The sequence below is a fragment of the Streptomyces sp. NPDC050548 genome, assembly GCF_044457385.1.
Taxonomy (GTDB): domain Bacteria; phylum Actinomycetota; class Actinomycetes; order Streptomycetales; family Streptomycetaceae; genus Streptomyces.
In genome coordinates, this window is sequence record NZ_JBITGV010000002.1 from 885761 (window position 1) to 906879 (window position 21119).

A 21119-nucleotide genomic window follows, 5' to 3' on the forward strand; every position below is an offset into this window, starting at 1 on the left:
CAAGAGCCGTCCCGGCGGGGGAGGGGCGACATCGTGGTGACCTCCGCCGGGGTGCTGCACCCCGCCGCCGACAGCGTGGCCGAGCTGGACCGGGTGCTCCGCCGCGGAGAGCCCACTCTGCGTGCAACGCCCGTACCGGGCACGGAACTTGTGGTCCCGGCCGCCTATCTGGACGACTTCGACCTGCGGTCGTGGGCCCGGGACCACTGCGACGATCCGGCCGATGGCAGCTGCCTGCGCCGTGTGGCCGGCCGGGCCACCCTCCCGGTGCGGACCGCCTGCTGCGTCGCGCTCGCCGCGTGCACGGCCGCCCGGCTGACCGACGCCGAGGTCCGCGACACCGCCGTGGTGATCGCGGGCAACAACCTGGCCCTGGGCCACCAGTCGCGCAGCGCCGCCGCCTACGCCGCCGACCCGTCCGCGATCCGGGCCGGGCACGTGCTCGACTGCTTCGACACCGACGCGCTCGGTGCCGTAGGAGAGGTGACCGGGTGCCGTGGCGAGGGGTGGCCGATCGGCGGATCGTCGGCCGCCGGTGCGCTCGCCCTGATCCAGGCCGCGCGGATGGTGGCGAGCGGCCAGGTACCGCGCGCTCTCGTCGTCGCGCCGGTCAACGACCTCTCCCCGGTGGAGATCAGCGCCTTCGTGAAGGCCGGGGCGATGGCCCGCATCACCCCCGGCGGGGGCGCCGGCGCGGCATGCCGTCCCTTCGACGAGAGTCACGACGGCTTCGCCCCGGCACACATCGCGGCGGCCGTGCTCGTCGAGCCCGCGGCCGAGGCGCGACGGCGCGGCGTCAGACCGCTGGGCCGGATTCTCGGCGCCGGCACCGGAACGGACGGCCGACGAGGCACCCAGCCCGAGGTCGCCGGCCAAGTCCGGGCGATCCGCGCCGCGTTGGCCGACTCCGGCCGCACCCCGTCGGACATCGACTACGTCAACGCCCACGGCACCGGGTCGGTCATCGGCGACGACAGCGAGGCCGCGGCCCTCGGCGCGGTGTTCGGCACCGCCGAAGGAGCGGTCGGCGAAGGTGCCGTAGGAACACCTGCCGAAGGCCCGTGCGGCAGTCAGTGGATCAACTCGACCAAGGCCGTTCTCGGCCATGGACTGGGCGCCGCCGGCCTCGTCGAGGCGATCGCGACCCTGCTGCAACTCGACGGCGGCTACTGCCACGCCACCCCCGGTCTGGCCAAACCGGTGCGGCCCGACCTGAGGTTCGTCACCGACACCATCACGCGGACGCCCCTGCGCACCGCGTTGAGCAACAGCTTCGCCTTCAGCGGGATCAGCGCATGCCTCGTCCTGGGGCGGGCAGCGGAGGAGGACGGCACATGAAGCAGGTCGGCATCGAGGACATCGGCGCCTATCTCGGCCTGGCCTACATCGAGGTCGACGACCTGTTCCGGGCACGGGGCATGGACAGCTCCCGGATGGCGAATCTGCTGATGCGGCGCAAGACGGTCGCCCTGCCCTGCGAGGACGTCGTCAGCTGCGCGGTCAACGCGGCCCGCCCGCTCCTGGACCGTCTCGGCGAGCGTGAGCGGGAGACGATCGAACTGCTGGTGGTGGGCACCGAGTCGGGGATCGACCTGTCCAAGTCGACCGCGACCTGGATCCACGAACTCCTGCAACTGCCCCGCACCTGCCGCCTGTTCGAGGTCAAGCAGGCCTGCTACGCGGGAGTCGCGGCACTCCAGCTAGCCACGGCACAGATCGCGACCGCCTCCCGCGAGGACGCCCGCGCTCTGGTGATCGGCTGTGACGTCCCGCGGCTGATCCGCGGAAGCACCGCGGAACCCAGCCAGGGCGCGGGAGCGGTCGCCGTCCTCGTCGGCCCTCGACCCACGCTGGCGACAGCGGAGTTGGGCGCCGCCGGATACTGCAGCTTCGACGTGACCGACGTCCGCCGCCCCACCCCCGCGGACCACATCTGGGACCCCGACCTGTCCCTCATGTCGTACGTCGAGTGCCTCAGGGCCGCCTACGGCGACTACGTGCGCCGCCGCCCGGACACCGAATTCCTCGGCTCCTTCGACCACTTGGTCTTCCACACCCCCTTCCCCGGAGCGGTCCGCGGCGCCCACCGCTCCCTGCTGCACAGCCTGGGACGCATCCCTCCACAGCGGATCACCGAGGACTTCACCCGCCGCCTGGAGGACTCCACCCGCTACCCGGCCGAGGTCGGCAACATCTACGCCGGAACCACCCTCCTCGCCCTCCTCAGCCTCTTCGACCACACCGAGCCCGACCCCACGTCCACCCGCCGGATCGGGATCTTCTCCTACGGCTCCGGGTGCTCCTCGGAGTTCTGCAGCTGGCTGCTCAACTCCCGCGACCGGAAGGGCACTTCGGCGGGCGTTGCCGACGCCCTCGCCGCCCGCACCCGCCTCGATGTCGCCACCTACGACGAAGTCGCCGACGCCTGCGACCCGTTGTGCTCCGGTGTCGCGGACTTCGAGGCCGACCTGTCGCTCGCGCGGAAGCTGGCGCCGGCCGTGAGCCCGGGCCGCCCGCTGACGATGCTCGAACACATCGACGGCCACGAGCGTCACTACGTACAGCTCGCCGGGGGACTGTCATGAGCGCCGTCACCGTGACACAGCGGCCGGGACAACTGCGGGCCACGCTGACCGGTCCCGTGCTCGGGGAGGACACGGTCGTGGCACTCGCCGCGGCGCTGGAAATGGCCGAACGCACTTCCGGGGTGCGCGCCTTCGTGATCGCTTCCGGTGGTCCGGCGTTCTGCACCGGTATGCCGCTGGCCGGTGACCGGCCCACGAGCGACATCCTGGGCGGCCTGGCTCTGGCACACGACCTCCTGACAGGTCTGGCCCGGAGCCCCTTGGTCACCGTGGCCCTCGTCGACGGGCGGGTCACCGGGGGCGGCGTCGCCCTCGCCGCCGCGTGCGACCAGGTCGTCGCCGGTCCCGAAGCCACCTTCAGGATCACCGAGTTGCTGGTGGGCCTGCTGCCGGCCGTCCTGCTCCCGGTTGTAGCACGCCGCACCGGCCACCAGCGTGCCTTCCAACTGGCCCTGACCTCACAAGAGTTGGATGCCACTGCTGCCGTCGGCGCTGGCCTCGCCGACCGCGCGGCCCGGGACCCGGAGGCCGAACTGATGCGGATCATGCGTGAGGTGGGGCGTACCACTCCCGCGGCCGTCGCGGCTCTCAAGCGGTACCGCGACACCCTTCGACCCGGGACAGGCAGCCTGGAGCAGGCGATGGAAGCCATGCGGGAGCGTCTCGAAGACCCGGACGGCCGGGCCCGGATGTCCCTGCTCGCGGGACAGGGGCTCCTGCCATGACCACTTCGCACCACGTACCCGTCGTGGTCCGCCTGGAAGCGCCCCTGGCCCACGTGTCGCTCCAGGACGCCGCCCGCGGCAACCGCATCACACCCGCCGCGCGTACCGCCCTGCCCACGGCCCTGGCGGAGGCGGCGGCGGACCCCGGCACGCGCGCGATCGTCCTGAGCGGGCTGCCCGGCGTCTTCTGCTCCGGCGGCACCCGCGAGGACCTGACCGCCGACGGCGAGGCCCGCACCCCGGCCGGCTGGGACTTCGTACGGGCCGCCGCCGACTGTCCGCTGCCCGTCGTCGCCGCGGTACAGGGCCACGCGATCGGGGGCGGGCTGCTCCTGGCGCTCTACGCGGACGCGGTGGTCCTCAGTGAACGCTCCAGCTACGCCGCCAACTTCCTCACCTACGGCTTCACTCCCTGTCTGGGCGCCACCCATGTGCTCCCCGCGGTCCTCGGACAGGCGCTGGGCACCGAGATGCTCTACACCGGTCGCCCCTACCGCGGCCGTGAACTCCTGGCCCGCGGCGCCGCGGTGAACATCGTCGCGCACGACAAGGTCACCTCTCGCGCGGACGCCATCGCCGCGCGGATCGCCCAGGCCCCCCGCACGACGCTTCAGCTGCTCAAGCAGGAACTCGCCGTACCGGCAAGGGAGATGGCGCTGGCGGCCCTGGCGCGAGAACTCGCCCACCACACCGCCACCCTCGCCACCCCCGAAGCACGGCACCGCATCGGCGCGCTCTACCCCGACACATGACGGTCCACGTCACCACTGCTCGCACACACTCTCCGCAGTCCGACGCAGGAAGCCCACCATGACCATCGCTCTGCTCTTCCCCGGCCAAGGCACCCAGCGCATCGGCATGGGGAAGGACCTCTTCACCGGATTCCCCGACCTGACCGAGCTGGCCGAGGACATCCTCGGCTACTCACTGCGCCGTCTGTGCCTGGAGGATCCGGACGGTGTCCTGGGGCACACCCGGTTCACCCAGCCCGCCGTCTACACCGTCAACGCCCTCGCCCACCGTCGCCGCCTCCTCGACGGCGCGGCCCGCGCGGACGTGCTTCTCGGCCACAGCCTGGGCGAATACAACGCCCTGGAAGCCGCCGGGGTCTTCGACTTCCCCACCGGGCTGCGACTCGTCGCCGAACGCGCCCGGCTGATGGACGCCACCCCGGGAGGCATGGTCGCCGTCAGCGGAATCGACACCGACAGGCTGGAAGCGACGCTCCGCCTGATCGGGTCGCCGAGTGTGCATGTCGCCGCCCTCAACACACACCGCCAGGCGGTACTCGCCGGCCCCAAGGAGGCACTTGCCCAGGCCGTCCCGAGACTGCGCGACGCCGGGGCCCGAGCCGTGACACCGCTCAGGGTGAGCGGCCCCTTCCACACTCCTCACATGAGTCCGGCCGCCGAAGAGTTCGCGGCCACCCTCATGGCCGTCCGCCTCTGGCACGAGCCGGCGGCACCGGTCCTGGCCAACCACACCGCCCAGCCCCATGGCATCCCGCGCATCGTCACGGACCTCACCCGTCAGATCGACCACCCCGTTCTCTGGGCCCCCTCCGTCGAACGCGTCCTCGACGAGGACCCGGACACGACGTTCGTCGAGATCGGCGGCGGCACGACGTTGCTCTCCCTCGTACGGCAGATCCGCGGCCGACGTCTCACGGCCCGGCCCTGATCACATTCCGGAGGCAGTTCATGTACGCGGTCTACGCCCAACACCCCTCGTCCGACGACCCGTTGGGAGCGCTGCGGTTCGGGGAGCGCCCAGAAGCCACCGTCCCGGACGACACCTGGACCCTCGTCACGGTCAAGGCCGCCGGCCTGAACCACCACGACCTGTGGACCCTGCGCGGTGCCGGACTGCCCGCCGGCCGCTACCCGATGATCCTGGGGGGCGAGGCGAGCGGCACCGACGAAGAGGGCAACGAGGTCATCGTCGGCACCATCATCGCCGCACCCCGGTGGAGCCACGAGCCCGTCCGTGACCCCGCCCACACCCTCCTCAGCGAAGGAGCCCCCGGCACCTTCGCCGAACGCGTCGCCGTTCCCCGTCATGTGCTCGCGCCCAAACCGCCCGAGTTCACCCACGCCGAAGCCGCCTGCGTCACCGGTACCTGGCTCACCGCCTACCGCATGCTGTTCACCAAGTCGGGCCTCACCCCAGGAGACACCGTCCTCGTCCAGGGAGCCGGAGGCGGCGTGTCCACCGCGCTGATCCGGCTGGCCCGGGCCGCCGGACTCCGTGTGTGGGTCACCAGCCGCAGCGCCGAGAAGCGCGCCGCGGCCGAACGGCTCGGCGCGCACGCCGCGTTCCCCTCCGGCAGGCCCCTGCCCGAACCCGTCGACGCCGTCATGGAGAGCGTCGGACGCGCCACCTGGTCCCACACCCTGCGCTCCGTCCGCCCCGGGGGCACCGTCGTCGTCACCGGCGCCACCTCGGGCGCGGACCCGATAGCCCACCTCAACCGGATCTTCTGGAACGAACTGAAAGTCGTCGGTTCCACCTCCGGCACGCTCGACGAACTCCGCCGCCTCCTGGCCCTCATGACCGAGCAGGGCCTGCGTCCGGACATCGCCGCCGAACTTCCCTTCGCCGACGCCCGCAAGGGCTTCGAACGACTCCTCCACGGCGACGTCGTCGGCAAGATCGCCTTCCACTGGTGACCCGCGAGAGGAGATTCCCATGAACCGCTCCGTCCTGATCACCGGCGGAAACCGCGGCATCGGCCGGGCCGTCGCGGAAGCCTTCAGCAAGGCGGGCGACCGCGTCGCCGTCGCGCACCGCGGCACCGATGAGCTGCCGGGCGCCCTCAACCTGCGGTGCGACGTCACCAGCACCGAACAGATCGACGCCGCCTTCACCGCCGCGGAGGCGGCCCACGGGCCCGTGGAAGTCCTCGTCGCGAACGCCGGGATCACCCACTCCGCCCCCCTGGCCGCCATGACCGACGACCAGTTCAGTCACGTCCTGGACACCAACCTCACCGGGGCCTTCCGGGTCGCCAGACGTGCCAGCCGCGGCATGGTACGGATCCGGCACGGCCGGATGATCTTCATCTCGTCCGTCATGGGCGCGGCGGGCCGCCGGGGCGCCGGCAACTACGCCGCGTCCAAGGCGGGCCTGGTCGGACTCGCCCGCAGCATCGCCCGCGAGTACGCCGCCTACGGCATCACGGCGAACCTCGTGTCGCCGGGCCTGGTCCGCACCGAGATGTTGGAGGACATGCCCGAGGACATGCGCCGGCAGCTGCTGGACCGGACGTTCCTCAAGCGCCCGGCAGAACCGGAGGAGATCGCCTCCCTCGTGCTCTGGCTCGCCGGCGACGAATCCCGCTACATGACCGGAGCCGAACTCCATGTCGACGGCGGACTGGGGCTCGGCGCCTGAGCCTGCGCGCGCGGCGACAGCGTGCGCCCGGGCGGTACGCCCTCACTCACCGGTGCAGCCCGAGGGCGAGGTGGCCTTCGGCTGCCCGCATCTGGATCAACGACCGGCTGACGACAACCGCTCGATCACACATCTCCCAGGCGCTGGTCGACGGGGTCCAGATAGAAGTTCGCCTGCGAGGCCCGGTCACCCTCGGTGCGGACGATGACGACACCTCTCATCAACTGGGGCGTTCCGTCGACGGCGGTGCCGGACATCTCCCACTCGCTCCAGATGACGTCGCCGTTCTCGACCGCCCGCAGTACGCGCGCCTCGATGTCCGGGACACGGGCGAAGAGGCCGGCCCAATTGCCGCGGACGGTTTCCTGTCCTACGAAACTGCGTGCCGGGTGGGTCGGCATGTCGCAGCGGTAGTCCTCCGTGAAACAGGAGACCAGTGCCTCAAGATCGCGCGCCGAGATCGCCTTCTGCAGGTCGTCGAGGAACGTGGACATGCAACTTCCTTTCATTTGAGCGGAGTTGGGATGCGGAGTGCCGCAATGTCGGTTCAACTCCCGTGCGGCAGAGGGAAGATCGCCGGTCGACCATCCTGGCACGATCACCGCCGGAGGCTGATGTGCTGCCCTCGGACCGTGGCCGGCCCGATGCCTGTCGTGACCGCGGCAGCGCACACCGGCGGGGCCGTTTCCAGGTCGCACCGTTCTCCCTCCGCCCGACTCCGCCCGACCTTGCCAAACGGAACAGTGTTCCGTATCGTCGTTCCGGAACAGTGTTCCGTCTGGTCGCGACGGCAGGACACTGAACCGCCGGCCCCTCCGAACGGCATCCGGCCCGCCCTTCTCGACCCGACACCGCGCTGCCGCCGACCGCCGCGCCCGTCATGCGATGAGACCGAACGAAAGGCGCTTCCCATGTACGACTCGAACACCGCCGACGCGAGCAGGGCCACGCCTGCGCCCGCCACGGTGGTATCCGCGAAGCCGGTCGTCCTGTCCGGCGCCCCGGGCCGGGGTGAGGATCTCCAGGTCCGCGTGTCCGCCCCCGCGAGCGGCGGTGATCTGCCCGTCCTCGTCTTCTCGCACGGCTTCGGCTGGTCGATGGACGGCTACGCCCCGCTCGCGGACTACTGGGCAGCTCACGGCTTCGTGGTCGTACAGCCCACCCACCTGGACTCCAGGACACTGGCCATCCCTCACGAGGACCCTCGTTTCCCGCGGATCTGGCGCTTCCGTGTCGACGACCTCAAGCGGGTGCTCGACGATCTCGACCTGATCGAGGACTCCGTGCCGGGCCTCGGCGGGCGCCTCGACCGCGGCCGTATCGCTGTGGCCGGCCATTCCTGGGGAGCCCAGACGGCGAGCACACTGCTGGGCGCGCGTGTCCTCGACTCGGACGGCGTTCCCGGCGAGGACATGTCCGATCCCCGCGTCAAGGCGGGTGTGCTGCTCGCACTGACCGGCCTCGGCGACCGACTGACCCCGTTCGCCGCCGAGAACCTCCCCTTCATGAAGCCGTCCTTCGACAACATGACCACACCGGCCCTCGTCGTCGCCGGTGACCACGACCGGTCCGCGCTGTCCGATCGCGGGCCGGACTGGTTCACCGACCCCTACACCTACAGCCCGGGTACCAAGAGCCTGCTCACGCTGTTCGGGGCCGAGCACTCGCTCGGTGGCATCCCCGGGTACGAGGTCGCCGAGACGACGGACGAGAGTCCCGAGCGCGTCGCTCTCCTCCAGCGGCTCACCACGGCCTTTCTGCGCAGCGCCCTTTACCCCGGGGACACCGGCTGGAAGGCCGCGGCCATCGCGCTGGAAGAAGATCCCGACCCCCTGGGGAAGCTGCGGAGCAAGTGAGCGATCCGGACGGTGACGCACCTACCGGCGGCTCTGTCGAACAGCCATGACCCGGCATCACGCCGGTGTGCCTCCTCGGACGCCGGGTGCGCTGCTCAGCGCGGTCGCCGGATCGGTCGGGAAACGTGCGGCGACCCGAGCGGCGGTGGCGGTGGCGCGGGGTGTGGTGGTCACCAGGCCGGTCAGCGCGATCAGCAGGCCGCATGCCGTCAGGATCCACCAGGCGGGATGGCTGGCGGCCGCGAATCCGGCTCGGCCCGGGGACCGGGTGCGCGCGGTGACGATCGCGCCCAGGACGGCGACGCCGAGATTGTTGCCGACCTGACGGCCGGTGGTGGTGATCGCGGCGGACACTCCGGCCTGGGCGCGTGGCATACCGGCTACGGCGGTGCTGGTGATCGGAGCGTTGACCAGGCCGAATCCGATGCCCAGCAGCACGTAGGCGACGAGCAGGACCGCCCATGGGGTGGCAGGTGTGAGTGTGGTCAGCGTCAGCGTCGCGGCGGCGATCAGCAGGCCCGCGGCGACCAGAGGCGGGCGTGGACCGCGCAGGGCGGTGAGGCGCCCGGACAGTGGTGAGGCGATCGCGGTGCCGGCGGCCAGCGGCATGGTCAGCAGGCCGGCGTGCAGCGCGCTGTAGCCGCGCACGTCCTGCAGGTACAGGGTGTTGAGGAACAGGAAGCCGGACAGGACGAGGAACGCGGTGACGGCGGCGACGAAGGAGCCGGTGAACGGGACCGAGCGGAAGAACACCGGGTCGACCAACGGCTGCTCGCGGCGTCGTTCGTAGCCGGGCAGCGCCACGACCGCGGCTGCCGACAGGGCGAACAGGGCGATGATGTGGACGCTGCCGTAGCCCTGGCGGGAGCCCTCGATGATCGCGAAGATCAACGAGATCAGGATCGTGACGACCAGCAACTGGCCGACCGGGTCCGGTCGTCGTGCTGTCGCGGCCCTGGACTCGGGAACGAAGACCGCGGTGAGCACCAGCGCGGCCAGCCCGATCGGGATGTTGATCCAGAAGATCGAGCGCCAGCCGGCCGAGGCGACCAGCAGGCCGCCGACCACCGGGCCGGCGGCCAGGGAGAGGCCGACCGTGGTGCCCCACAGCCCGATCGCGCGGGCGCGCTCGCGGGGGTCGGGGAAGGCGTGGGTGATGATCGACAGAGCGACCGGGTTGAGCATGCAGGCGCCCAGCCCCTGGGTGATACGGAAAGCGATCAGCCAGCCCAGGGTCGGGGCCAGGGAGCAGGCCAGCGAGCCGACCGTGAACAGGGTCAGTCCCGCCTGGAACACCCGGCGCCGTCCGATCCGGTCGGCGGTCGATCCGGCGAGCATCATGAAGGCGGCGACGACCAGCGTGTAGCCGTCCACGGTCCACTGCAGGCCGCTCACCGAGGCGTGCAGATCGTGGCCGACCGCAGGCAGAGCGACGTTCACGGCGGTGGTGTCCAGGGCGGTGATCAGCAGGCTCAGGCAGCACACGGCCAGAATCACACCCGCCCGCCGACGGTCGCCGCCGGTCGGTGACCCGTGCGTCGTCATGTCCATCCTCTCGATCGGCGGTGGTGTGGTCCGGACGGGCCGCGAGGGCCGTGACGTTCGTGAAACTGTGCCTGCGCGCTGGGGTCGGCAGGTGGCCCCGGCTCAGCGGGCGAAAGCGGAGGAGTCCGTGTCGGCGCCGTCCCAGATCGCGTGGTCGACCTGGTCGGGGGTCTCCAGCTGCGGGGAGTGGCCCGTCCCGGGGAGCAGTTGGAACCGGGCCATGGGGATCGCGGCGGCGTAGGCGCGCCCGTAGTCGGCATCGGCTATCCCGTCGCTCTCGCCCCACAGCACGAGGGTGGGGATCTCCAGGGACCCGAGACGCCCGACGAGAGTGGGGTCGGCCATGGCGGAGCCCGCGTAGACGGCGATCGCGGTCCGGTTGCCCGCGGCGATCGCCCGGGCCGCCGGGGGCAGGGTCGTGGGGTCGACACGGAAGGGCTCGGGATCGTGGAAGCTGAGCTCGAAGACCTGGTCCATGGTCAGGGCGAAGAAGTCGGCCACCGGGTGGCCGGGCACCTCGATCCCGACCGCGTCGACAAGGACGATGGCACTGACACGGGGCGACTTGAGCAGCGCGATCTCGGCGGTGATCCAGCCGCCGATCGAGTTGCCGATGACGGTCACGTCGGTCAGGCCGAGTTGGTCCAGCAGCGCGCCGTAGAGCGAGGCCAGGCCCGGGACGGAGGTCAATGTCTCGGGTCGTACGGTGCCGCCGAAGCCCGGGTGGGTCGGGACCAGCACGCGCACGTCGTGAGCGGCGGAGAACTTCTCGGCGAACCCTGTCACAGACTGCGGGCCGGCTCCGCCGTGCAGCAGCAGGAACGGCTGTCCAGCGCCGTATGAGGCCACCGACACGTCGACCGGGCCGACTTCGTCGCGGCTGACGGTGTACTGGGTGGTGATGCCCATGGCCTTCTCCTTGATCGCGGGTGCAGGTGGGGCGCGGGTGTTCAGGCGAAGTCGGTGGACGGTTCGGTGGAATACCGGCTCATCGCCTCGACCGTCGCCTCGTCGGTGAGCTGCCCGCCGCCGGCGATCATGTCGCGCAGGTCCCGGAAGTAGTTGACGTACAGGTCCGGGGTGAACGTGTTGAGCAGGACCGTGGTGCCGTCGGTCGGATTGGCGAAGGTGTGCGGGGCGCCGGGCGGGATCATGACCAGTGTTCCGGCGGGCGCGTCGTACACGGTCTCGCCGACGGTGAAGCGGGCTGCGCCGGAGACGACGTAGAAGCCCTCGTCGTGCCGGGCGTGCCGGTGCTGCGGCGGACCGTCGGTGTGCGGGGCGAGCGTGATCTCCCCGATGCCGAGGCGGTGGTCGGTCGTGGTGCCGTCCTCAAGGATCCGCATACGCGTCGGGCCGAGCTGGATCGACTCACCGTCGTCCGGGCCGACCACTGAGACGTCCGTCATCTGAACCTCCAGGAGGCGAGACCGCTGTGTTTATTGGGGTTGGCTCTCATGAAAGTAGACGGTCGACTCTCGTTATGCAAGTCAACTCTCATTACGAGGGCGTGCTTATTTCAAGATCGCGGCCGTCCGGGCACGCGTCAGTGAACCTCGAAGGTGGCACCAAGGCCCATACCGGTGATCCACTCCGGGACCGGCTCGTACGCGGTCCACGCCAGCGGTGCCTGTACCGCGGCCTGCCCGATCAGCCAGGTGCGGATCTCGTGGCCGCCACTGCCCGCCCGCTCCTCAAGACCCGCGTCGCCGAGGGCCGCGATCGGCCGGGACTCTCCGGTCCCCAACTGCTTGAGGAACCAGCGGTCCCACCCGCTGTTGACGTGGGCGTGCCGGTTGCCGCCCATCTCCCGCACCCGGTGCTCGCGTTCGGCCGAGAAAGCGCGGGGGGCCTCGCGTCCGTGGATCACCGCGTGCCGGCGCTCCTCGGCCATCGCCGGGTCGCGGGGGTCGTTGCTGGGCAGCCAGTGGGAGAGCCCGCCGCTCGCGATGATCAGCACCCGACCGGTGCCGTCACCGTCGCGAAGGGCGTCGCCCAGGGCCCGGCCGAAGGCGATGCAGCGCTCCATGGTCGGCAGTGGGGGAGCGGCGGTGTTCACGACGAGCGGCACCATCGGTGTCTCCGCGCCGGCGCAGACCATCTCGTAGCTCTGCACGAGTCCGTGATCGACGGTCAGCGAGTACGACAGCGACAGGTCGAAGCCCGCGCGGGTGAGGCCGTCGTACACGGACCAGGCCAGTTGCCCGGCGACGGGCAGGGGACCCGACCGGCTGCCGAAGTCGCCGAATCCGACCACGTGCTCGACACCGATGAGGAACGGCGGCATGGCGTCGTAGAAGTTCCCGTGGAAGTGGTCGGGGCCGATGACCACGACGGCGTCGGGCGCGAGCCGCGCCACCGCGCGGGAGAGCCGGGCCGCCTCGGTGAGGAACCGGCCGCCGGGCTGCTCGGGGCCGGCGGGCGGCAGCAGGGTGGCGAAGGGGGAGTGGGACAGGGCCACCATGCCGATGATCTCGCTCATTCCGGGTCCTTGCAGAGGAGGAGGAAGTCGCGGTGGGCGCGCAGGAATTCGTCGGGCTTCTCCCACTGCGGCCAGTGGCCCGCGCCCTCGATCACGTGCAGGCGGGCGTCGGGCAGCCAGCTCTGCAGCAGCGCCGCCTCGTCGAGTCCGCCGGTCGGGTCGTGGTCGGTCCAGAGGAGGAGAGTGGGCGCGGTGATCCCGCCGACCCACGCGGGGTCCCAGGCGAAGTCCCTGCGCACTGAGGGGTCTTGCAGTACCAGCGTGTTCTCGATCGCGCGCAGGAAGCCGGGGCGGCTGTACACGGCGCGGCGCAGGTTCACCAGCTCGTCGGTGACCATCGAGGTGTCGTGGAAGAGGAACTCGACGCGGCGGCGCACGGTTTCGTCGCTCGGGTCCCGCACGGCGGCCAGGGTGCTCTCGCGCATCCGGACCATCACCTCGGGCTTGTCGGCGATGTTCCCGGGGGTGTTGAGCACGAGCCGTTCGACGCGGTCGGGGTGGTACGCCGCGGTCCACGCGGTGACCCAGCCGCCGAGCGATTCGCCGGACAGGTGTGCCGAGTCGATGCCGAGCGCGTCCATCAGGCCGACGAGGTGATCGGAGAGCACGTCGATCGTGTACGGCCGGTCGGGGAGGTCGGACCAGCCGTGGCCGACCATGTCGTAGGCGGTGACGCGGAAGTCGGCGGCGAGCCCGGCGATGTCCCGGGCGTAGGCCTCCAGGTGTCCGCCGGTGCCGTGCAGCAGGATCAGCTCGGGGCCGGACCCCGCACGCAGTACCCGGGTGCGGACGCCGGCGACGTCGACGAAGCGCAACTCGTGCTCCACGTCGGACAGTTCGCCCCAGATGCCGATGTGGGCGGGCAATGGGCTCATGCCTGCTCCTCCTTGAATCGTGCGCGGGCCTCGGCGACCGTGGCCAGGCCCGCGCTCTGCCGGCGTCCGACGCCCAGCAGATTCAGCAGGCGGGAGTTCTCGATGGTCAGGAACTCGACCGGCTCGGTCTCCGAGTCGTTGTAATGGCGGTGCCAGGTCCAGGGCGGGGTGTAGATGAAGTCGCCGGCGGCCCAGGGCTCGGTGTCGTCCTCGATCTCGCTGTGGCCGTTCCCGCTGATGACGAAGTGGACCGTCTCGTGGTGGTGGCGCTGCATGTCCGAGCTGAGGCCCGGCGGGATGGTCTGCCGGAAGAGTTCGAAGGTGGCCGTCGGCAGCAGACCGGCGATCGCCAGCACGGTCGGGTTGTGCACCTGGTCGGCCGGCAGCGGCGCGAGTTCGTCGGCGTGCACGACGACCGGCCGTGCCGAACCGGGCCGCACGGTGTCGTGGAGGGAGCCGAGGAAATCGGCCATGGTGAAGCGGGATCCCGATGCCGCCATCAGATCGTCTCCGTCCTTCCGCCGTCGACCGCGAGCACGGTCCCGTTGATGTACGCCGCGTCGTCGGAGGCCAGGAACGCCACGGCGCCCGCGATCTCCGCCGGCCGCGCGGCGCGCCCGGCCGGAATCAGCGCGAGGTCCTGCGCGTCGAGTTCGTCGAATCCGCGGTGTGTCGCGTGTGCCCGGTTGGTCAGGATCTGCGTGCGACGCTCGGTCGAAGTGGCGCCGGGAGCAACACAGTTGACGGTGACGCCCTGGGGCGCGAACTCCAGGGAGAGCAGCTTGGCCGCGGCCGTGACCGCGGAGCGCAGCACCACGGACGCGGCCAGGTCGGGCTGGGGCTGACGCACCGCGGTGGACGTCACGAACACGACCCGCCCGAAGCCGCGCTTCGCCATGCCCGGCATCGCCAGCCGGGCCAGCCGCAGCGGGCCGAGCAGCAACAGTTCGGACGCCGCCCGCCAGCGCGTGTCGTCGAGGTCGAGGATCCCACCGGGCGGTGGACCCCCGGCGTTGAGCACGAGGACGTCGAGGCCGCCGTAGCGGTGCTCGACCTCTTCCATCGCCGCCGCGGCCGAGGCCGGATCGGCGATGTCGCTCACCAGGGTGTGTACTTCGCCCAGGGTGCCGCCGAGGTGGACGGCCGCGGTTTCTAGGGCGTCGGCGTGCCGACCGGTGATCACCACCCGGTCGCCCGCACCCGCCAGGCGCTCGGCGATCGCCTGGCCGATACCGCTGGAACCGCCGCCGACCAATGCTGTCCGCATGATGTGGGCATCCTCCTGAATCCGCTCCTTGTCCGCGGAGCGGGACGGCCTTAGCGTGACCGGCATGAGCCCCGGAGAACAAGGGACGAGTCCCACTGCGCGGGACGGCGCGACGGAGACCAAGGGCCTGGAGCGCGCGGCGGCGATCCTCGGCGCCTTCGACGCGGCACACCGCGAGCTGACCCTCTCCGCGCTCGTCGCCCGCTGCGGGCTGCCCCGCTCCACCACGCACCGCACCGCCGAGCGGATGATCCGGCTCGGCTGGCTGGACAAACCCCAGGGCCACTACCGCATCGGCAACCGGCTGTTCGAGATCGCGAGCCTGGCGCCGATCCGGCTCGAACTGCGGGAGGCCGTGCTGCCCTACCTCCAGGACCTGCACAGCGCGACCAGGATCACCGTGCAGCTCGGCGTCCTGGAAGGCGCGCAGATCCTGGTCGTCGAGAAGATCACCGGCCATCGCCCCATGCCGATGCTCTCCCAGGTCGGCGGGATCATTCCGGCGTACTGCTCGGCGCTGGGCCGGGCGATCCTCGCCTACAGCGACCCGGCCACCATCGAAGGGGTCCTCGACGCCGACATGCCGCCGCGCACCCCGCGCACCCTGACCACCAAGGTGGCCGTGATCCGCGAACTGACCGCCGTGCCGGCCAGGGGCTGGGCGGTCGAACGCGAGGAGGGCAACATCGGCGTGAGCTGCGTCGCCGCCCCGATCTTCGGCCCGGACGGTGGGGTCGCCGCCGCCCTGTCCGTCACCGGTCCCACCGCCCTGGTCCGCACCGACCGGGCCGGACCGGCCGTGCGGCTCGCCGCCGCGGCGGCCTCCCGGGCCTACAGCACCCGCCGCTGAAATCGTCCCAGCCCATGGGACTCGGTCATTGCGCACCGACCGCGTCGAACCCACGCTGGGCGCAGCGGATCAGCGCCGCGGTCGGACGGCCGCGGTGGCGACCGGAAGGAGACGACGGTGACTCTAGGCGGTGGCTACATGCTGCCCTCCCGCGACGGACACAAGATCGCGGCGATCGGGCTCGGCATCACCCTCAAGGCGGACGGAGCGGCGACACGCGACGCGTACTCGCTGTTCGAGTACACGGTCCCGCCGGAGACCGACGGACCGCCGCCGCACCTGCACACCCGCGAGGACGAGTCCTTCATCTGCCTGGCCGGACGGCTCGACGTCCACCTCGGCGGCAGGGACTTCGTCCTCGAACACGGCGACTACCTCTACCTGCCGCGCGACGTGGTCCACGCCTTCCGCAACCCCTACCCGGAGGAGTCGCGCGTCATCTCCGTCGTCTCGCCCGCCGGTCTGGAGGGCTACTACCAGGCACTCGCGGAGATGCCGCCGGGACCGAAGGACATCGGACTGATGAAGAAGATCATGGCCGACTTCGGCATCGAGCTCCAACTGCCGCCCGAGGTCGCGTGACCATGAGAATCGCCATCATCGGCGCCGGTGTCGCGGGCCTCGTCACCGCGAAAGTGCTCACCCAGGCCGGGCACCAGGCGCACGTGTTCGACAAGACACCGGACGTCGGCGGCGTGTGGAGCCGCACGCGCCGCTACCCGGGAGTGACGACACAGAGCCCGAAGGCGCAGTACTCCTTCTCCGACTTCCCCATGCCCAAGGACTTCCCGGAGTGGCCCGACGGCGCCCAGGTCCAGTCCTACCTCGCCGACTACACCGCCCACTTCGGACTCGAACCCGCGCTGCGCCTGAGCACCGAGGTGATCTCGGCCGCGCCTGCCGACGACGGCACATGGAACGTCGAGTACCGCGACACCGCGGGCACGCACACCACGGAGACCTACGACCGACTCGTCGTCGCCAATGGGGTGTTCTGCGAACCCGCCGTACCGAAGTTCGACGGCCTGGCGGAGTTCACCGAGGCCGGCGGCCAGGTGTGCGCGGGCACCGAGTTCCACGACGCCGAGCAGGCCCGGGGCCGCAGCGTCCTCGTCGTCGGCTACGGCAAGTCGGCCTGCGACGTGGCCGTGCCGATCAGCGCCGTGGCCGCCCGGACCGATGTGATCGCGCGGCAACTGTTGTGGAAGGTCCCGCGGAAGATCGGCGGTCGGCTGAACTTCAAGATGCTGCTGCTCACCCGGCTCGGCGAGGGGCTGTTCCGCTACATCCGCCCACGCGGCTTCGAACGCTTCCTGCACGGCCCCGGCAACGGCCTGCGCCGCCGGATGATCAACTCCATCGGTTCCGTGTCGATACGCCAACTCGGCCTCAAGCGGCTCGACTTGGTGCCCGAGGGGACGATGGAGGACATCGTGCGCGGCGCCATCGGGCTCGCGACCGAGGGATTCTTCGAGGCCGTCGCCGCGGGCGACATCACCGTCCACCGGGACCGCATCATCGAGCAGCTCCTCGTCGTGGACGGCACCCCCTCCGCCCGCCTCTCCGACGGCACCCTGCTCCCCGCCGACCTGGTGGTCTGCGCCACCGGCTTCACCCAGGGCGTCCCGTTCCTGCCCGAGCGGGTGCGTGCCCAACTGCTCGACGAGCGCGGCAACTTCATGCTCTACCGCCAGATCCTGCCCCTCGGGATCCCGGGCCTGTACTTCAACGGCTACAACTCCTCCTTCTTCAGCCCGCTCAACGCCGAACTCGCCGCGCTGTGGATCGCGACCGACCTCGCGGGGGCGCTGGAGACACCCGACGCCGACACCATGAGGCACGCGGTCGTCGAGCAACTGGCCTTCATGGACATCGCCACCGACACCCACCACTGCCGTGGCACCAAGATCATCCCGTTCTCCATGCACAACGCCGACGAAGTACTGAGCGACCTCGACCTCGACATCAACCCGCTCGTCCGCGCCGCCCACTGGCTCGGCCCGGTCGACCCGGCCGCGTACCGAGGGCTGACCCCGAGGCTGCTCAGGCGCCTGGCGAAGACCGACTCCGGAGACCAGGGCCGATCACACCTTCGCGTGGTGACCGGCTCGGGACGGGGGAGTGTGCCGGACGAGAGCCTGACGAGATCCTCGCCGCAAGGCTGAGACGAACCGAGAGACCGGGCCGCGCCTGCGCGCAGCTGCCGGCGCGGACCGGCTCGCGCACGCGTCGACCACCGTGACGTGCAGTTGACCACCGCGAAGTAATGGCCCTCTTCGATGTCCGGCACGAGCGCGGGGTGCGTGGGCCTCCATCCGGTGCATTGCCGGGTGAGCGCGCTCGACGCCGGGTTGTCGAGCGGGACGAACGGGGCCAGGAAACCGGCGAAGTGCCGGCTCGCCTCGTCGGACGTCAGGCTGACGGCCGGAACCTGCGACCGGCGGCCGATGGCCCGAGCGGATTCCTGGGCCGGTCGGTACAGGGTCGCCGCGTCGCGTTGAGAGCCGGGACGCGTCCATGTGCGTCTCCTCGGCCGTGCACGGTCGGTGCCAGCCGTACGGAGGACGAGCGCACCCCGTGCTCGCCCATCGCGAGGACGGACAGTTCGACCTGGGGCCGGCTCGGTCTTCGCGCGGGCGGCCGAGTCCGAACGGGCGAGGCCGACGACCTGGTGCCCCGCTCCGAGAAGTTCACGGACGACCGCGGATCCGCTGCAACCCGTCGCGCCCGCAACGAGGACAGGGGTGGCCACGGCGCCGGGACCCATCACCTCGGGGTCCCGGCGCCGCGTCGTCTCGTCAGCCCGTCACGAACGGCCTCGGCCGTTCAACGTGCCGACGGGACGGGTCAGTTGATGTGGTAGCTGTCGCCGTAGACCTTCCAGGACAGCGGCGTGTTGAGGTCGAAGTTGCCGTTGCGGAGGAAGACACGCTGTTCGGTGTCGACGCGGGTGGTGTCGCTGTGCGCCTCCTCCTGCTGCATGGCCCACACGCGTGCGTCGAGGAAGGCGTTGAGGTACGTCGTCTCGTTGCCGCCCTGGGCCGGCGGCGTGGCCGAACGCAGGGCGCGGGCGCGGATGTTGCGGAAACTGGTGGGGTCGTCGCCGTCGCCGTGCATGACGATGGCGTCGTAGTACGTGAACTGGCCCAGCACGCGGAGCCCGTCGGTCTTGCCCTGGCTGACGGCGGGGTTGAAGTACACGCGGTCTCGCTCGTCGTTCTGTGCCTGCTGGAACACCGTGTCCTGTGCCGCCGTGCGCCAGTCCTTCGGGAAGTTCGGGTCGAGGCCGGAGTGCGAGTCGGTGCCGTTGACCGAGCGGAGCGCGGGCAGGTACTTGGCGAGGACGTTGCCGGGCTTGCGGGTCGCGTAGAGCTGGACGAGGTCGAGCATGTCGCCGGTGCCGGAGCAGAAGCCGATGATTCCGGCGGTGTAGCCGCGGCCGTCTCCTATGTCCTCGATGTACTTGTACTGGGCCTTCCAGTCGAGGGAGGAGTTCTCCGCGCTCGACACCAGCTGCATGGCGATCTCCTTCTTCGCCGGGTCGTCGAGGCCGATCGCCCGGACCGCCGGAGAGGCTGCCGAGGCCTGCGGAGTGCGCAGCAGAGGTGCTGCCGTGAGCGACATGCCGAGGAGCGCGAGGAGCGTCCGGCGCGAGGGGCTGGCCGGCTCGGGGGTCGCTGAGGCACGGAACGGTTGGACCACTGGGACTCCAAATGGTGGTGGGGGGTGGGGAGTTGGTCGTGCCGTTGAACTGATAGGAAACTTAACTATCAGAGGTTCGGGGAGGACGGCACCCGCCAGGAGTCAAGTTCGTAGATATGAACGAGGGTCGCTTGTCTGTGCGAGGGCGATGCTTGACGGTTTGCCCGCCCTTGTCGCGTCGGCAAGGAGGCGAGGGCCGATCGCCCAGGGGGTTCGACCGGGCGCCCCCACCGACCGGTCGAAGGGCCTCGCGCTTCCCGACAGCGCGAGGCCTGCGGGCAGCGGGCGCGGGCTAGGATGCGGCTGCCGAAGATCAGGAGACGCCATGGCACCAGGGACCGGACGCGGCGCGGGAGCCGCACCGCGCAGTGTGGACGTGGCGCGCCTCGCGGGCGTGTCGCAGAAGACGGTGTCCCGGGTCATGAACGACGAGCCGTACGTCTCCGCCGACGTACGCCGCCGGGTCCTGGCGGCGGCCGAGGAACTGGGCTACCGCTCGAACAACGCGGCCCGCGCGCTGGCCTCCGGACGCACCCGGTCCATCGGCGTGGTGACGCTCGGTACCGCCCTGTACGGCCCCGCCTCACTGCTCATGGGCGTCGAGCGAGCCGTACGCGACACCGGTTACGCGCTCCGTGTGGTCAACACGATGGAGGGCGAGTCGGCGGGCATCGCCGGTGCCGTCGACTCGCTCCTCGACCAGGGCGTGGACGGCATCGTCATCTCCGAGCCGATCGACGAGGAGGACGGCGCCGACCTGTCCGCGCGGGTCGCTGTGCCGGTGCTCGTCCTCGGCGCGCCGCCGCCCTTCGTCGCGCCGCATGTGGTGACGGCCGGGATCGTGTCCAGTCGGCTGGCGCGGGCGGCGACCGAACATCTGCTGGAGCTGGGTCACACGACGGTCCATCACCTGGCGGGACCCCAGCGCTGGTACTCGGCCCGGGACCGACTCGAAGGCTGGCGGGCGGCGCTCGCCGCGCACGGCCGGGCGGAACCGCCGGTCGTACAGGGCGACTGGTCGGCCGCCTCCGGTTACGCGGCCGGTCGCGCACTGGCCGCCGACCCCGGCGTCACCGCGGTGTTCGCCGCCAACGACGACATGGCGATCGGCCTGATCCGCGCCCTGACGGAGGCCGGCCGGCGGGTCCCGGAGGACATCAGCGTGGTGGGCTTCGACGACACCCCGGTGGCCGCCTATGTGACTCCACCGCTGACGACCGTACGGCAGCCGTTCGACGCGATGGCGCGAATCGGTCTCAAACTCCTCGTGCACGCCATCGAGCATCCGCAGGAACCCCCGCTGCCGGTGACCGAACCACCGGTCGAACTCGTCGTCCGCGCTTCGTCGTCGGCGCCGCCTCGCTAGGCTCTCGGGACATGAAGGTCCGTCACAAGGCGCGGGTCGTGCTGCTCGACCACGGTCAACTGGTGTTCCTCAAGCGGGGCTGGCCGGGCGGTGACACCTACTGCACGACCGTCGGCGGAAGCGTCGAGCCCGCCGACGCGGACCTCGAATCGGCCCTGCGCCGCGAGGTGTTGGAGGAGATCGGTGCCACGATCGGTCCCGCCACCGAGTTCCTCACCCTGACCGAACCGGGCGGGACGACCACCGTCGTACAGCACTATTTCCTCGCCGACCTGCTCGACATGGACCTGGCCCGCCGGCACGGTCCCGAGTTCGACGATCCCGACACGGGCGACTTCGAACCGGTCCGGGTGGCCCTGAGCCGCCCCGCCGTGGCGGCCCTCAACCTCCAGCCGGCCGAACTCGCCGACCATGTGCTCCGCCATGTCGACGCGTGGGGCGCCGCCTGACGGACGGTCGCCGTCGTGGGGGCC

At 71.0% G+C, this 21119-nt stretch carries 22 protein-coding genes and 1 pseudogene; 13 read left to right on the plus strand and 10 right to left on the minus strand.

Translation table 11 applies throughout. The features are described 5' to 3' along the window. Positions 1–33 precede the first annotated feature (33 nt). The 7 genes from ACIBJH_RS09885 to fabG are packed head-to-tail and all read left to right on the plus strand — an operon-like array spanning position 34 to position 6703. A complete protein-coding gene (locus ACIBJH_RS09885; RefSeq protein WP_399116326.1) occupies positions 34–1338 on the plus strand; it encodes a beta-ketoacyl synthase N-terminal-like domain-containing protein in 1305 nt (434 codons plus the stop codon). After that, positions 1335–2585 carry a hydroxymethylglutaryl-CoA synthase family protein gene (locus ACIBJH_RS09890; protein WP_399116327.1) on the plus strand — a complete coding sequence of 417 codons (1251 nt, stop codon included), beginning with the start codon at positions 1335–1337 and terminating at the stop codon, positions 2583–2585. The genes ACIBJH_RS09885 and ACIBJH_RS09890 overlap by 4 nt, the downstream gene beginning before the upstream one ends. After that, positions 2582–3310, plus strand: a complete 729-nt coding sequence (locus ACIBJH_RS09895; RefSeq protein ID WP_399116328.1) for an enoyl-CoA hydratase-related protein — start codon at positions 2582–2584, stop codon at positions 3308–3310. Before ACIBJH_RS09890 ends, ACIBJH_RS09895 begins: the two co-directional genes overlap by 4 nt. Beyond that, positions 3307–4062, plus strand: coding sequence for a polyketide synthase (locus ACIBJH_RS09900; RefSeq protein ID WP_399116329.1), 756 nt, complete (start codon positions 3307–3309; stop codon positions 4060–4062). Before ACIBJH_RS09895 ends, ACIBJH_RS09900 begins: the two co-directional genes overlap by 4 nt. Positions 4063–4120: 58 nt before the next feature. Next, positions 4121–4990: an ACP S-malonyltransferase gene (locus ACIBJH_RS09905; protein WP_399116330.1), complete on the plus strand. Its 870-nt coding sequence runs from the start codon at positions 4121–4123 to the stop codon at positions 4988–4990. A 20-nt stretch (positions 4991–5010) separates the two neighbouring features. After that, positions 5011–5979 (plus strand): zinc-binding dehydrogenase, encoded by a 969-nt coding sequence (locus ACIBJH_RS09910; protein WP_399116331.1) that lies wholly within the window; start codon positions 5011–5013, stop codon positions 5977–5979. A 19-nt stretch (positions 5980–5998) separates the two neighbouring features. Next, complete coding sequence (gene fabG, locus ACIBJH_RS09915) at positions 5999–6703, plus strand: 3-oxoacyl-ACP reductase FabG (protein WP_399116332.1); 705 nt, start codon at positions 5999–6001, stop codon at positions 6701–6703. A 125-nt stretch (positions 6704–6828) separates the two neighbouring features. Here fabG and ACIBJH_RS09920 read toward each other — a convergent pair whose 3' ends face one another. After that, the gene (locus ACIBJH_RS09920; protein ID WP_399116333.1) at positions 6829–7197 is read right to left on the minus strand and encodes a nuclear transport factor 2 family protein; all 369 of its coding nucleotides are present in this window, start codon (positions 7195–7197) and stop codon (positions 6829–6831) included. 417 nt (positions 7198–7614) lie between these two features. Here ACIBJH_RS09920 and ACIBJH_RS09925 point away from each other — a divergent pair, with 417 nt between their 5' ends. Then, entirely contained in the window at positions 7615–8559 is a 945-nt protein-coding gene (locus ACIBJH_RS09925) for an alpha/beta hydrolase family protein (protein ID WP_399116334.1), read from the plus strand. Positions 8560–8616: 57 nt separating this feature from the next. Here ACIBJH_RS09925 and ACIBJH_RS09930 read toward each other — a convergent pair whose 3' ends face one another. The 7 genes from ACIBJH_RS09930 to ACIBJH_RS09960 all read right to left on the minus strand — a co-directional run bounded on the left by ACIBJH_RS09930 (position 8617) and on the right by ACIBJH_RS09960 (position 14728). Then, positions 8617–10104 carry an MFS transporter gene (locus tag ACIBJH_RS09930; RefSeq protein ID WP_399116335.1) on the minus strand — a complete coding sequence of 496 codons (1488 nt, stop codon included), beginning with the start codon at positions 10102–10104 and terminating at the stop codon, positions 8617–8619. Positions 10105–10206: 102 nt separating this feature from the next. Beyond that, positions 10207–11013 carry an alpha/beta fold hydrolase gene (locus ACIBJH_RS09935; protein ID WP_399116336.1) on the minus strand — a complete coding sequence of 269 codons (807 nt, stop codon included), beginning with the start codon at positions 11011–11013 and terminating at the stop codon, positions 10207–10209. Positions 11014–11054: 41 nt separating this feature from the next. Then, positions 11055–11513, minus strand: a complete 459-nt coding sequence (locus ACIBJH_RS09940) for a cupin domain-containing protein (protein WP_399116337.1) — start codon at positions 11511–11513, stop codon at positions 11055–11057. Between the two features lie 137 nt (positions 11514–11650). After that, the gene (locus tag ACIBJH_RS09945; protein ID WP_399116338.1) at positions 11651–12586 is read right to left on the minus strand and encodes a 2,3-dihydroxyphenylpropionate 1,2-dioxygenase; all 936 of its coding nucleotides are present in this window, start codon (positions 12584–12586) and stop codon (positions 11651–11653) included. After that, positions 12583–13461 (minus strand): alpha/beta fold hydrolase, encoded by an 879-nt coding sequence (locus tag ACIBJH_RS09950; RefSeq protein ID WP_399116339.1) that lies wholly within the window; start codon positions 13459–13461, stop codon positions 12583–12585. The genes ACIBJH_RS09945 and ACIBJH_RS09950 overlap by 4 nt, the downstream gene beginning before the upstream one ends. Beyond that, positions 13458–13961, minus strand: a complete 504-nt coding sequence (locus tag ACIBJH_RS09955; protein ID WP_399116340.1) for a cupin domain-containing protein — start codon at positions 13959–13961, stop codon at positions 13458–13460. Before ACIBJH_RS09955 ends, ACIBJH_RS09950 begins: the two co-directional genes overlap by 4 nt. Further along, positions 13961–14728 (minus strand): SDR family oxidoreductase, encoded by a 768-nt coding sequence (locus tag ACIBJH_RS09960; RefSeq protein ID WP_399116341.1) that lies wholly within the window; start codon positions 14726–14728, stop codon positions 13961–13963. Before ACIBJH_RS09960 ends, ACIBJH_RS09955 begins: the two co-directional genes overlap by 1 nt. Positions 14729–14792: 64 nt before the next feature. On the opposite strand from ACIBJH_RS09960, the gene ACIBJH_RS09965 reads away from it, so the two are divergent. The 3 genes from ACIBJH_RS09965 to ACIBJH_RS09975 all read left to right on the plus strand — a co-directional run bounded on the left by ACIBJH_RS09965 (position 14793) and on the right by ACIBJH_RS09975 (position 17743). Beyond that, a complete protein-coding gene (locus ACIBJH_RS09965) occupies positions 14793–15578 on the plus strand; it encodes an IclR family transcriptional regulator (RefSeq protein WP_399116342.1) in 786 nt (261 codons plus the stop codon). Positions 15579–15695: 117 nt separating this feature from the next. Continuing rightward, a complete protein-coding gene (locus ACIBJH_RS09970; RefSeq protein ID WP_359612545.1) occupies positions 15696–16160 on the plus strand; it encodes a cupin domain-containing protein in 465 nt (154 codons plus the stop codon). A gap of 2 nt (positions 16161–16162) precedes the next feature. Further along, on the plus strand, positions 16163–17743 hold the full coding sequence (locus tag ACIBJH_RS09975) for a flavin-containing monooxygenase (RefSeq protein ID WP_399116343.1): 1581 nt from the start codon (positions 16163–16165) through the stop codon (positions 17741–17743). Positions 17744–18213: 470 nt separating this feature from the next. Here ACIBJH_RS09975 and ACIBJH_RS09980 read toward each other — a convergent pair. Both ACIBJH_RS09980 and ACIBJH_RS09985 read right to left on the minus strand, forming a co-directional pair. Then, positions 18214–18345: pseudogene (locus ACIBJH_RS09980) on the minus strand (NAD-dependent epimerase/dehydratase family protein); the annotation flags it as partial. A gap of 80 nt (positions 18346–18425) precedes the next feature. Further along, positions 18426–19202: a chitosanase gene (locus tag ACIBJH_RS09985; RefSeq protein ID WP_399116393.1), complete on the minus strand. Its 777-nt coding sequence runs from the start codon at positions 19200–19202 to the stop codon at positions 18426–18428. A 403-nt stretch (positions 19203–19605) separates the two neighbouring features. Here ACIBJH_RS09985 and ACIBJH_RS09990 point away from each other — a divergent pair, with 403 nt between their 5' ends. Beyond that, complete coding sequence (locus ACIBJH_RS09990; protein ID WP_399116344.1) at positions 19606–20646, plus strand: LacI family DNA-binding transcriptional regulator; 1041 nt, start codon at positions 19606–19608, stop codon at positions 20644–20646. A gap of 11 nt (positions 20647–20657) precedes the next feature. Beyond that, complete coding sequence (locus tag ACIBJH_RS09995) at positions 20658–21095, plus strand: NUDIX domain-containing protein (protein ID WP_399116345.1); 438 nt, start codon at positions 20658–20660, stop codon at positions 21093–21095. The last annotated feature ends 24 nt before the right edge of the window (positions 21096–21119 follow it).